This is a genomic window from Legionella pelazae, assembly GCF_052527395.1.
This window is the reverse complement of the sequence record NZ_JBNVZS010000001.1, coordinates 273,172-287,022: the sequence shown is the minus strand read 5'-3', so window position 1 is coordinate 287,022 and position 13,851 is coordinate 273,172. Positions and strand designations below refer to the sequence as shown.

Sequence of the window (13,851 nt, the reverse complement as noted above, 5' to 3'; positions counted from 1 at the left end):
GGTAAACACTCCGTCTCAAATACGGGGTTGATTAGCTAACAAACAAATTAGTGCAGGCAATTTTTATAACTTCAATATATTAATTTGATAGTAAATATATTAACTATATATTTAATACTTTTTGGATCATCTCACGTTTAGTGCAAGTGTCTAATTTTAATTTCACTTGATTAATATATTCTTCAACTGTTCTAGGTGAAATAGAAAGTTTCTTAGCTATTTGTTTAGCTGTAAAACCTTTTACAGTATATTCAAGGCACTCTTGCTCTCTAGGAGTTAATAAGGCATTACCTAAATTTAATTTTAGGGCTTGAGTTTCATCAGAATTATTCTTAGGCAATAAGCCAATAGTTGTTAACTGTGTTATAGCATTAGCCAGTGAATGCTCGCCTAAAACTATTGATATCCCTAACGTGCCACGTAATTGATAGGCAAAATCATAACAAGGAAATTTAAAAGATAAGAGTTGCAGCGATTTACCATCTAAGCGTGTATTAAATTCATCAAAAATTTTAACGGATTCTTGTTTTAAAGTTAATTTACAGTTATCTAATAGCTGCTTAGCGCTTTCCATAGAGACAGCAAAAATGGTTTTACCTATTGCATGATTTGACGAATTAAAACCACAAATAGTTGCTCCGGCCTCATTGATTTTCACAGTAGCGCCGTTTACATCAAGCAGATACACACTATAAGGAAGTGCAAAAAGTTCAGCAAGATTTATTAACAAATCAATATTTTTATTATTTTTATTTTTTACATCATAGAGCAGCAATCCATTTTGATATTTTGTAATGCCGATGTTAATTGACTCAATTGATTCTGAAAAATAAGGGTTCACCTTTCTCTCCCGTAATTAATGCGGGGAAACAAACTTATTAAAAAGTATTAACATTCTAACAATTAAAAATATTGAGGTGAACATGAAAATTATTTTATTAGCAGGCGGGCCAGGTAGTGGTAAAAGTACACAAGGTTTAGCGTTAACAACTATTAATAAAAATTTTATCCATTTATCTTTAGGTGAAACTGTACGTCAGTTCTTAAAAGATCCAGAGCATCCTATTAGCAAACAATATGCAACCTGTATTAGTCAAGGCCATTTATTACCTGATGAGGTAATTCAACAAATTTTAGCTGAAGAATTGGCAAAACCTAACTATAAAAATAAGGTTGTTTTATTAGATGGTTATCCTCGGACACTTACACAATATGAGGATTTTAATAAAAATTGGGGTAAGCCGGCTGGTCTAATTTATTTAGATATGAACGAAGACATATTGAAAGTACGAATGCAATCACGTACTAGTTCACGCTCTGACGATAATGATGATGCAATTAAACAGCGTTTGAAATTTTATCAGGAAAAAACTAAACCTTTATTGGAAAAAATTAAGAAAGAATTAGGAAAAGATAGTGTTACAATCTCTACTAATGGTTCTGTACATGCAATTAGTATCTCTATCTATTCTCAATTACAAAGAATAAAAGAAATTCATCCATTATTACAGAAAGAGCAAGTACCTCTGCAAAAACCAATCTTAACTAGTATTAAACCAATTGGTTTATCTTCCTTATTTACTCAATGGCGGCGTACCGGCCTCGAATATAGTTCTATCAAAGCTGTTCAGGCTGAATATCAAACTCAAAACTTCTCATTTTCTATTTTAAATAAACAGATATTTTATTTAGAAACGCCAGAGGAAATAAAAAAAGTTCTTGAGGGAAAAAGTCATTTAGGGGACGTCTACCGTCATTTCTCACAAGCTGCTCAATTAAAATCTGACTTTGTAGCAACCGATAGCGGTGATTCCCATTCTTATCGAAACAATAATCAGATTAACGTATGGAAATTAATTCATAATGCTTTTAGGCAGGTACTTAAAGGTGATCGTCAGCGCATAGAATATTTAACTGATAAGCATTTAAATAATACCTTTTTTGCTAAAAAAACGTTTGAGTTAGATACTACTTTTGATAAATTTTTTTGTGGATTTTGGTCTGAATATTTATTTGGTCAGGCAATCTCTCTTGAGAGCTATCAGCAAAATCGAAATCAATTATTAACTGTTATGAGACAATGCTTTTATAACAATTATTATAAAAGTTTAGATCCAATAGGATTGACTACTTGGTTATACAGTCACTCAGTTAATAATCTATTAGCAGAAGCTAAGGAAACTATTCAATCCTTTATCAAAGCCTCGTCAGCTGATTCAATGGTAAAACGTTTTGAAGAAGCCTTATTAAGGATTAATGAACAAGAGAAACTAGGACTAACAAAAGTGAAAATTACGGAAATCCTTAATGATTGTGTATTTGATTTAATATTTGAGCCCGATTTTCTTGAAAATGTTATGTATGAAGCCTTAGCTTTTGCAGTTAAAGAAAATGCAGACTTACATGACTTCGCTATTCGGGAAAAAGTATATCAACAGGGAATTAATAGGGGATACCTTTTCCCTATCCGTTCAAGAATTTTAGAAGAAGCTATTACTTTAAGCAATGGCAGCACTCTTCCTTCTGGAAGTGCGGTTTTTTTAGATTTAAAAACAGCAGGTCTCTATCATTCGGCCGGTGCTAGGCGTTGTGTTGGTCAAACGTTTACCTATTATTTTAAAGAGTATTTTTTTAATCAGCTTGAATCTGTTGAATTTAAAGTTAAAGAAGTTACTGAGCCGTTAGAAAGAAAATCAGGAAATGAGAATGTGCCTATTTCTCCAGAACGTTTTAAGGTTAGTTGGCATTTAAAAAGAGATGAAGCAATGCGTCACATGGCGCATCACAATTACAAAGGCAATAAATTTTTTGATGTCTTAAGTTTGCATCAAAATGCCGGCTTAAATCAAAAAATGACTAAACAGCTTTTATTAAAAATACAACGTTTTGTAGAAAAAAATAAACTAAATTGGCAAGATTTAGTAATAGCTAGCCCAGAGGTTCGTGGTATTCCTATTGCAGCTCAAGTTGCTGATCGTTTACTGTTGCCACTTTTCGTTATCCGTAAAAAAGGCAATAACAAAATGCCTGAAGAATTAGTTCAATTGCAATCTTTTAATAAAGGGTATGGAGATAAGGATACAGTTGAATTACCTACCGAAAAAATAAAGGCATTATCAGGTAAAAAAGTAATTTTTATAGATGATGGTTTAGCGAGTGGTGGAAGTGCTAATGCCTGCATTCAATTACTAGAAAAACAGTTAGATAAAGAGCGCCAACCTGCCAAAGTAATAATGATTTTAGCAGCCCTTCAACATGATTATGTCAACACAACACCAAAGCTATCTGAACATCGAACAGTTAAAACGTTATTTGATTGTCGCTCTAAAAAAGACATGCCCGAGGTAGATAAGATTGACCAAACAGCAATTATGAAATGTGTCTGACAATTTATTATTTAATTATATTCTTCTCTATTTATGGCAGGAACTACTTTTAATAGAATAGATTATCCTTATGTGACGGTTATTAAGTAAATAGAATTGCTAATTAAGTGGTAATTTCTTGATTGAATAGTGGCTATGGGTAGACTCGAACCACCGACCTCAGCATTATGAGAGCGATTCAATTTCTTTTTTAATGTATCATTATGTACATCTATAAATAAAATAATATTTTATTTCAAAAATTTAGAAAAGAAATCAATGTATTGATATGTATCTTTATACACCCACTTATAATGAATTTGCACTCTTTTATCCCATTATAGAGAAGGAGCTATAAAGTAATTATGAGCTTAATTCCTGCGTAATATATTTATTGTATAATTAAAGTATAATTTATTATCATAGTGAATATTTTTATGCCTAGGCAGCATACTAATGCTGGAAATAAACAAATTTTCGAGTTCTGGTTAAATCAGAAAAAGCAATGGGAAAAAATTTTTGATGGAAGTATAAATGGGTTAGAAGCAGAGGACCTTCTCCAATTAATAGATTCGTGGAGTAATTTTAGAAATACAACTAGAAATATTGTTAGAAAAGGGCAGTATATTGCAGGTAGCGACATACATTATACAGATTGTATAAATTTTTTAGAAAAAGCTGCCTGCTTTTTTGGTATAGAGCCTTCTGATAAAGATGTGCCTTTACCATTGGCAAATCAGCTAACAATTGAATTACTTAAAGCCTCAGTTCGCCCAGAAGTTAACTCTAGAAATCCACAACTTTATAAATGCATACAGGAGCGATTATTAGAACAAAATGCTAATTTATTTTCCAAAAATAAAAATTTTATTAAAATTACTAAAATTCAGAATAAGATTAGAAAAAATACTACCATACACTCTGAGCTTCAGCTGATTCTGAATGAAATTAACGAGGTCATTCATGAGGCAAAATTACAATGGATAATGCGTGAGCAGTCTAGTTTAAAGGAAGAAGAAAAATCTAGATTAAAAGGTCAAGTTGAGTTAAATTGTGTAAGTCAAATAGAAGCTATATTTAGTAGAAGTTTGAAAGATAAAAAATTAGGTTTAACAAGCGAAGGCCGAAAAGTAATTGAAAATTATAAGAAGAGCCTAGAGGAACTTACTTCTGAAATATATGTATCTAATTTGACTAAAATTTTAAATCGTATTAAAACTCATAAGTACGATTTAGGTAGAGGGGGTGTTAAAGGTTATTCTCATAGTGCCTTTAGAATAAGAAATATTATTAAAGAAGCATTAGCTGATGCTAAATCCAGGAAAGCTATTTCACATAGAAAATATTGGCAGATAGCATCAGATGTAGGAAAGGAATTAACTGGTAAACTAGAAGAAACTAAAGGTTTTACATTTTTTGGTTGGGGGAAGAGAACTGCTACAACAGTTGACTTATACAAAGAGATACAAAGTTCTTTTTATACTGGCATTTACCAGCCCACAAGGAAGGTAGATTTATCCCATTATGAGAAAAGCTATAAAGATGTAGACTACTACATTGACGAAAGTAAATTTGATAATAAAATGTAGCATTTGGATATGTATTAATTTGCCCCCTAATTTGGGGAAGACCCTAAAACATTTAAGTTGCACTCTATGTGCATTCTATAATAGAGGAAAAATGGAAGAAAAAAAACGTAAGTGTTTGATTTAATGGTGGCTATGGGTAGACTCGAACTACCGACCTCAGCATTATGAGGGCTGGGGCATTAATATTATTATTGTACACCCATGTACGTTGGTAAAAAAAATTAATTTAAATCAACAAATTAATAAATTTTTGTAGTGCACCACTGTATTTCATTATGCTAGTCATTTCAACTAAATTGCACCCTTATATGTACCCTGCGGAAAAGGTGCTGTTAACTTTATCCTAAAGAGGTTTTTACTCATGAATTAAAATTATATTTTCTCAGATGCTCAGAAAATTGCAATGGTTCAAGCTATTCGTTAATTGGCCGAGAGATTGTTGAGGCGCAATAAAGAGCAACAACGCGCTGCTTAGATAGTTTTTTTACAAAATCTATTATTATTTTCAGTCAATAATGTATTGATAAATTAAATGTTGCCTAATCAGGAATCAGTCTTGTTGCCTAGGCAAAAGTTGATCTACCTGCGCTGGATCTTCTTTAGGAAATGCCAAATGTAAGGCTTCAATACTGCCAGTTACTTTTTGGCCATCGTATTTTTTATTTGTAAAGAAGAATCGAATTCTGTCTTTAGGCGTATTTAGGAATGTACCTAAAGCATTTTGCTGTGTGTAAATTCCATCCAAAATTGCTATTTTATCGTTCGGATTGTTGATTCCCTTAACATAGTCGATAAGGGCGTTCGTCAATTTATCTCGGAACAGATGCAATACCTTAATTTTATCTCCTAATAGCTTAAGATCTTGTGTAGCCAGCAAAATTCGAATAATTACAGACATATCTTGATATGAAAAAGCAATATCGAAGGCAGAAATACCCTCAGAATTTTTCCTAAAAAAATGTTCAGGGCTTATTTTTTCTAATATTGCATCCATTACCAATTGCTTTTCATTCTGATATTGTATTGGTGCATAAATAAACGGATCTGTACTTTGATTAAGTGATTTTAAGACTAAATGAATAGGCGTATTTCCTCTCTCATCTGCGGCACTTAAATCTACACCACTTTCGACTAGACCTCTAAAAGCTTTAAATTTCTCAAGAAATGCCGCACGCTGTAACAGCGCTCTAACATCCGCTTCTTCAAGGCTACCAATAAATTGAGCTAATTTTTTTATTTGTTCATAATCATCAGCATATATTGCTTGTTGAATTGCCATGGGCAACTTTTTTAATAGAAATTTAAATAAATGTGGATCCGTATTTTGTAACGTTTCACTTAATGAATATTTTTGATGGATACTGCTCATATCAAATTGCATCGATTCGAGTCGAGAAAGTATGTCTGAGCGTCCTGATTTAATTGCAATTTCTGCATAGTCGCCAGTCAGTAACGCAATTGTCTGCATTTTAATTGTCTTATTGGGCTTATTAAAAAAAATATCTGAATTTATTAAATCGTCTGCTAATTTTTTTAATCCTGTTGGACCCTTATAAGTTATACCATCTGGAGGTAGATTGATATCAGTTAATGTCCATTCATCTAATTTAGGATTATATTGTAGACTCATTCCATGACCATTTGCTCCAAGAGATAAAACAATTTCGCGCGATAAAGTTTCATTCTCTGAATTAATGAGCTGAAGCAATTTCAATTTTTCTTGAAGATCAGCAAGGTGAGATTCTAACTGATTGATGTCATATTCGATGTAAGTGCTTCCCTGCGAGCATAATCCAGAGAGGTATTTGATGTTTCCTCGAGCTTCTAGTTCACGAGATGCAGTAGTTTTTGCAACAGTTTCAATTGACATTGTTTGTTTTAAGGGATCATCATTACTGGCTGTTAGCCAACTTCGGTGATGGGAAGGCATCTGATGTAAAGCAATATTCCCAAAGAATGCTAACATATCAACTCGTTGCTGTTTTAATTTCTTTTCCTCATCAGTTACACTCTTATATTTAATTTGTTGTGCATCTCGTTTTAACTTATCAGTTGGTAAATAGCTAAGTTCTTCTTCCTCATTTACTTCTGCATGATAGCTTAACAAGAGTATATCCCTCTCTTTAAATGCATTCAATAGTTTAATTCGTTCATTAAATTCTTGTAATCTTCCTATGAAAACTGCCTGAGTACGCATCATTTTATAGCCAAAGCATACTCCCTCCGCAGAAACATTATAGCCAAGTCTTACCATAATATCTGTAACATTAGGCATTATGTTACCCAACAATTTGAGATTTCATTATAATAAGTATAGATGATGATTAATTTTTAATCAGCAAGCCTTGATGCAATGCAGCGTAGTCAAGGTCTTATTACTATTTATTAGAGCGCCTATGTTATAAAGCATACTCATTTAAGACTATATTCATCCTAGTTATTCCTAGATGATTTAAAATCAGTAGAGAATTTGATACTGAAAACCTTAATTACGCTGCATTGCATCAAGGCTTATATTCCAATTAGATAAAATAGATTAAAATTGCATCCTATATACACTCTAAAAGGAAGTTGCAATTTATAATAATAAAGTAAGTGCTTGATTTATGGTGGCTATGGGTAGACTCGAACTACCGACCTCAGCATTATGAGTGCCGCGCTCTAACCGGCTGAGCTACATAGCCACAGGAGGCGTGATTGTGGCTTTTTATAGATTGTATGTCAAGAGTAGGTAAGGAATTTTTAAGAAAAGTTTTGGAATTACGCTATTTATTAATATGAAAACTAAATCTCCAGAATTGGAGATTTAGTTTATTAAGAGATTAACGAATTACTTCATTAAATAATTAATAAATAGAGTGCACCTGGACCGCGAAGTACTTGAACTAAAAGACGTTGATTTTGCTGTTGGGCAATGGATTGTAATGATTTAATATTCGGGGTTAGCTGTTTATTTGCGGAGACAATAATATCTCCTGGTCTTAAGCCAGCACGCCATCCAGCACTGTTTTCAGAAGCACCAACAACTTGAACGCCAATGACATTGCCATGTATAGGTGAGTCTTGTTCAAAATTTCTTAATGCAAGGCCATAGAGGAATGGATTATGTGCTTGTAACTGTTGCTCATGCTTCTTAAGATCAGTGACAACTGCATTTAAGGTCATTTCTCTACCATCACGCTGAATAGTTATCTTAGCGTCACTGCCAACGCGTAAAAGACTGATAGTGGTTTTAACCTGAGTTGCTTGAGTAATTTTAGTATTATTAATTTGGGTAATGATATCACCAGATTTTAAGCCTGCTTTTTCAGCAGGGGAGCCCTCATTTACTTGGGAAACTAAAGCACCTTGAAAATCTTCACTATAACCCATGGCTTGCGCTAATTCAGGTGTTAAGTGTTGTACAAAAATACCCATAAGGCCACGATGAATCGAACCATATTTAATAAGTTGCATCACGACATCTTTAGCCATATTAATAGGTATTGCAAAGCCAATACCGACGTTACCGCCATAAGGCGATATAATTGCTGTGTTAATACCTATTAATTCACCTTTAGCATTAACGAGAGCTCCGCCGGAATTACCCGGATTAATTGCAGCATCCGTTTGAATAAAATTTTCAATACCTTCAATATTTAAATCACTGCGCTTCATGGCACTAATAATACCAAAGGTTGCTGACTGACTATTGCCAAAGCTATTTAAGCCAAAAGGGTTTCCGATAGCAACAACAAAATCACCAACTTCGGCTTTGTCTGAATCGCCTATAGGTAAGCTTTTAAGGTTTTTTGCATCAATTTTTAAAACAGCTAAGTCTGTTTCGCTATCAGTACCAATAAGCTTTGCTTTTAAGCGACGGCCATCATTTAAAGTAACGGTAATTAAATTTGCATTACGTATGACATGATCATTGGTAATAATAATGCCATTGTTAGGATCAATAATGACTCCTGAACCAATACTTTGAAATTTTCTTGGTTTTTCTGGAACTAGTTGTTGATTTTCAGGTGGACTATTCTTGTCATTATTGTCGTCATCCTCAGTATTCGGTAAAGGCATCTGGATAATGCCCTGTACTGCAATGTTTACAATAGCAGGCATAGCACTCTTTAGCACAGGTGCTAATGAAGGCATGGGTACGGTTTGAGGAGCTATATCAGCAAATAAAGAAAGAGGTAATAAATTTAATAGAAAAATACTCAATATGAGTCGAAAGTAACGATGCATAAATTTGTCCTAGTTAGTTTGTGAACCAAATTAGTGTAACTATTCTACCTGTTTGTCCCTCCCTACGATAGGAATAGAACTGATTTTTATTCTCAAAAGTACATAAATGTGACTGATATACCTCTGAAATTGTCATTTTTTTAAGAATTTGCTCAGCAATGCCTGGCATACTAGCTAACCACTTTTGTTGATGAGGCGTAAAAAAATGGTTAGAAAAAGGGTACTTTTCATGATATTTTTTATAAACATCGTCGCCTACTTCATAACATTTAGCGCAAATGGAAGGGCCAATCCAAGCCTGTAAATCTTGAGGCTTACTCATCATTTGGTTAATAGTTTGCTCTATAATGCCATTAACTAAACCACGCCAGCCGGCATGAATAGCTGCGATTTCTGTACCTTGGCGATTGCACAATAGAATAGGTAAGCAATCAGCAGTTAAGATTGCTAAAACACGGTTAGGAGCACGAGTAATAGCTGCATCAGCATAGCGTTGGTCAGTATTTTCAACTACGATACAATCAATGCTGTGTGTCTGCTCTAACCATTCAGGCTCTGCTGGTAAACTAGATCGTAAAGCTCGGCGATTTGCCTTAACATGTTCAGGATTATCGCCGACATGAGTTCCAAGATTGTTACTTGCGAAAGCGCCTTCACTAAAGCCGCCTAATCGGTCGGTCGTTAAGGCAAATACATTTGCAGATGCTGTCCAGTTAGGGTAAATATTAGTCAATATAATCATCCAATAAAATTAACAGATGCTCAAAATCATCAGGCAAAGGCGCTTTAAATGTCAACTGTTGCTGTTTAGCGGGATGCATTAGGGACAAGGTATAGGCGTGTAAAGCTTGCCGTTTAAATTGTTGTAATGCCATAATTAATTGATCATTTGCGCCGGATGGAATACGCATACGCGTACCATAAAGTGGATCACCTACAATAGGATGTCTCATATACGCCATATGGACACGAATTTGATGGGTTCTTCCTGTTAAAAGTTCAATATCTAATAATGTATAGAATTGATATTGTTTACGAATACTATAATGGGTAATAGCCTCTTTACCTTGCTCTCGAACAGCCATTTTCAAACGATTATGCGGGTGGCGCCCGTAAAAAGTATTTATCTCACCACTGGCAATGACATGTCCTTGCACTAAAGCAAGATAATGACGTTTAATTTGGCGAGCTTGCATCTGTCTTATAAGATAAGTATGGGCTGTAAGCGTTTTAGCAATGATAAGCAAGCCTGTAGTATCTTTATCTAATCGATGAATAATGCCTGCACGGGGCAGCTTCTCTAAAGCAGGATTATAATGAAGTAGAGCGTTAACTAAAGTATGTGTAGGATTTCCTGCCCCTGGGTGAACAACAAAATCTGCCGGTTTGTTAATGACCATTATTTCATTATCCTCAAACACAATATTGAGCGGAATCGCTTCAGGTTCTAGCTTTTCGTGTTTGTTTTCTGAAATTAATTGGAGATTAAATTGAATGACTTCACCACCAAGTACTTTATCTTTTGGTTTTAAATGACTATCGTTGATAGTAATTTTTCCTTCTTTTAACCACTGACTTAATTGAGATCGAGAGTAATCAGGAAATAGTTGCGCAAGGACAACATCAATTCGTTGTCCATACATATCTTTAGGTATTGTTATCATATTAAGCCGTCACGCTTTCCTCGAAACGTGCGCGTAATGAATTGGGTAATGCTTCAGTTATTGTAACTGAGACAAACTGACCGATAAGATCAGCTGGACCATCAAAATTAACCACTCGATTACATTCTGTCCTACCGGCTAATTGAGCCGCGTTTTTTTTGGATTTCCCTGTGACAAGTACTTGCTGTTTGCTACCAATCATAGATTGACTATAACGGGAGGCATTTAAGGTTAATCTATTTTGTAAAAGTTGTAGGCGCTGCTTTTTAACGTCCATAGGAATTTCATCAACCAAATTAGCAGCAGGTGTACCAGGACGAGGACTATAAATAAAGCTAAAAGAAGTATCAAAACCAATTTCATGAACTAAATCCATTGTGTCTTGAAAATCTTTGTCAGTTTCACCGGGAAATCCAACAATAATATCGGTAGATAAGCGAATATCAGGCCTTACTTTACGTAATTTACGAATTTTTGATTTATATTCTAATGCTGTATACCCACGCTTCATAAGAGACAAAATTCGATCAGAACCACTTTGCACCGGTAAGTGCAAGTGATTTGCAAGTTGAGGAACTTCGGCAAAGGCATTGATTAGATTATCCGAAAAAGCGAGTGGATGTGATGTTGTAAAGCGAATTCTACCTATCCCTTTAATAGCAGCAAGATAATGAATTAAAAGAGCAAGATCGGCAATATCGCCATTTTCCATTTGTCCACGATAATCATTAACATTTTGACCTAACAAGTTGATTTCACGTACACCTTGCATTGCTAGCTGATAACACTCGGCTAAGACATCATCAAAAGGACGACTAATTTCTTCACCACGCGTGTAGGGCACTACACAATAACTGCAATATTTACTACAACCTTCCATAATTGAAACAAAAGCAACCGGACCTTCGGCTCGAGGCGCAGGTAAATGATCAAATTTTTCAATCTCAGGAAAGCTAATGTCAACAACCGGTTTTTTTGTTTGCAACCGTTCTTCTAATAAGGCAGGCAAGCGATGCAGTGTTTGAGGACCAAATACTAAGTCAACAAAGGGTGCACGCTTAATAATATCACTGCCTTCCTGGCTTGCTACACATCCGCCTACACCGATAATCACATTAGGATTTGCTTTTTTAAATTCTCGCCATTGACCAAGTTGTGAAAAAACTTTTTCCTGTGCTTTTTCACGTATGGAACACGTATTTAAAAGTATAACATCGGCTTCTTCTACATTATTTGTTTTTTCAAGATTATGTGAATGTAATAAGACTTCTGCCATTTTTGATGAATCATATTCATTCATCTGACAGCCATTTGTTTTAATATAAAGTTTCTTAGACATAGTTTCTCTGCTAGTTTGCTTCATCAAAAAGGGTGAAATTATACGCTAACTTTTATTTATTTTGCTTATTCTTGGCTATGAATATTTTGACAGTATGTTTCTTTTATATAGGGTAAAATGGTTAAGGCGATTAAAATACCTAATGGTAAAATACCCAATGCTAAATGATAAGCCTCAATTGGATAAACTCTAATTTTATCTATTATCTGTCCTTGCCACATTCTATCTAAAATTAAGCCTACTAGAGGCTGACTTATGGCAATGCCTATCATATTCATCATATTCATAAAACTTAAACCGGTTGCAACATACTGCTTATTGCATAATTCTTTTGCTATTGCAAATGCTGGAAGAAAAGCTGCGGAAAAAACGCCAAATAACAACAATAATAAATGCATTAAAATGTCTGAATCAATGGGTGCATAAATAAATAATAAACTAGTGGTTAAGGCGCCAATACTTCCTATATATAAAGGGGGTTTTCGCCGACCTATCCGATTAGAAAAAATTCCCCATAATGGACTTGCAATAGCCCAGCCAATAAAAACGAAGGAAATATAATTGGCGGCTACTGCTTTTGCAAGTTTCATTTTATACATTAAAAAAGGAACACCCCATAAACCACAGAAAACGGGTGTGGCCATATACATTAACCCACCATAGATAGCAATTAGCCATAGCTGCTTATTTCTAATTAATTGTAATAAGCTTGACCATACATGTTCCCTTTCATTAACTATTTTGGCAGTCGATTCCGATTGATTAGGTGAATCTTTGGCAATAAGAAGAATTAAAATTGCTAAGACAATGCCTAAAGTACCCATAATAAACATGCTTTCACGCCAGCCATAGCTATCTATAAGTAATGCTAATGGGGCTTCACCACCAATAGCGCCAAGCATGCCAATAGTTACCATAATACCGGTTAATAACGCAAAACGTTGAGCAGGAAACCAATTGGCTGCTAGTTTCATTGTTCCTACAGCGGCAAAAGCAGAACCAAACCCAATCATTAAACGAGCCAGACATGCTGCATAGAAGCTGTTGGTATAACCAAAGGTAATTGTGCTTAATGAACATATTAATGTTGCAATTGTAAGTAGGCGTTGCGGCCCAAAATAGTCCATTAAGACGCCAGCTGGAAGCTGTAATGCTGCATATGAATAGAAGTAAATCCCAGATAAAATACCTAATGTTTGACTAGTTACAGCAAAATCACGCATAAGTTCACTACTCATAACGCTAGGTGAAACTTGTAATAAACATTCATAAAAGTAAAAGATGCAACCTAAGCCCCAAACTATCCATGGCATCAGAAAGAGCTTCTTCCTAGTCTTTAATTTAGATAGGACATTGGTATAGGCCATTTGTGTCTAAACTCCCTAATTTGATACCTGCATTATCATTTATTGGATTTAATTAAATTTAAACGTTTATTTTTAAATCTTCTAATGCGCATCATTTCTGATGGACAACGATCAAATGGTAACATTTTAATTACTAATTGTCTATTATCTAATCAATCTAAGTCTTAAAAAGACAATAATAACGTTGTATAGATTAAAACGCTATTAAATATTGATTAAAAATATATTTTTTCAGTAAAGAAGTATAAAATATAAATTTTGTTTACTTAAGAGTACTCTCAATCGCATAAAAGTGGA

The 13,851-nt window shown here is 34.3% G+C and carries 9 protein-coding genes and 1 tRNA gene; 2 read left to right on the top strand and 8 right to left on the bottom strand.

The window, feature by feature from the left end:
- Positions 1–103 precede the first annotated feature (103 nt).
- A complete protein-coding gene (locus ACQUW5_RS01310; protein ID WP_444989253.1) occupies positions 104–841 on the bottom strand; it encodes a LuxR C-terminal-related transcriptional regulator in 738 nt (245 codons plus the stop codon).
- Positions 842–923: 82 nt separating this feature from the next.
- On the opposite strand from ACQUW5_RS01310, the gene ACQUW5_RS01305 reads away from it, so the two are divergent.
- Entirely contained in the window at positions 924–3,386 is a 2,463-nt protein-coding gene (locus ACQUW5_RS01305; protein ID WP_444989251.1) for a nucleoside monophosphate kinase, read from the top strand.
- Positions 3,387–3,802: 416 nt separating this feature from the next.
- The gene (locus tag ACQUW5_RS01300) at positions 3,803–4,954 is read left to right on the top strand and encodes a hypothetical protein (protein WP_444989249.1); all 1,152 of its coding nucleotides are present in this window, start codon (positions 3,803–3,805) and stop codon (positions 4,952–4,954) included.
- Positions 4,955–5,504: 550 nt separating this feature from the next.
- On the opposite strand, the gene ACQUW5_RS01295 is transcribed toward ACQUW5_RS01300, so the two are convergent.
- The 7 genes from ACQUW5_RS01295 to ACQUW5_RS01265 form a co-directional block, all read right to left on the bottom strand.
- Positions 5,505–7,229 (bottom strand): ankyrin repeat domain-containing protein, encoded by a 1,725-nt coding sequence (locus tag ACQUW5_RS01295; RefSeq protein WP_444989247.1) that lies wholly within the window; start codon positions 7,227–7,229, stop codon positions 5,505–5,507.
- Positions 7,230–7,561: 332 nt separating this feature from the next.
- Positions 7,562–7,638: transfer RNA gene (locus ACQUW5_RS01290), tRNA-Met, on the bottom strand.
- A 154-nt stretch (positions 7,639–7,792) separates the two neighbouring features.
- Positions 7,793–9,091, bottom strand: a complete 1,299-nt coding sequence (locus tag ACQUW5_RS01285; RefSeq protein WP_444989605.1) for a Do family serine endopeptidase — start codon at positions 9,089–9,091, stop codon at positions 7,793–7,795.
- A gap of 106 nt (positions 9,092–9,197) precedes the next feature.
- A complete protein-coding gene (gene pgeF, locus ACQUW5_RS01280) occupies positions 9,198–9,917 on the bottom strand; it encodes a peptidoglycan editing factor PgeF (protein ID WP_444989245.1) in 720 nt (239 codons plus the stop codon).
- Positions 9,910–10,848, bottom strand: a complete 939-nt coding sequence (rluD, locus tag ACQUW5_RS01275; RefSeq protein ID WP_444989243.1) for a 23S rRNA pseudouridine(1911/1915/1917) synthase RluD — start codon at positions 10,846–10,848, stop codon at positions 9,910–9,912. The genes pgeF and rluD overlap by 8 nt, the downstream gene beginning before the upstream one ends.
- 1 nt (position 10,849) lies before the next feature.
- Positions 10,850–12,187 (bottom strand): tRNA (N6-isopentenyl adenosine(37)-C2)-methylthiotransferase MiaB, encoded by a 1,338-nt coding sequence (gene miaB / locus ACQUW5_RS01270; protein WP_444989241.1) that lies wholly within the window; start codon positions 12,185–12,187, stop codon positions 10,850–10,852.
- A 65-nt stretch (positions 12,188–12,252) separates the two neighbouring features.
- On the bottom strand, positions 12,253–13,554 hold the full coding sequence (locus tag ACQUW5_RS01265; RefSeq protein ID WP_444989239.1) for an MFS transporter: 1,302 nt from the start codon (positions 13,552–13,554) through the stop codon (positions 12,253–12,255).
- Between the last annotated feature and the right edge of the window lie 297 nt (positions 13,555–13,851).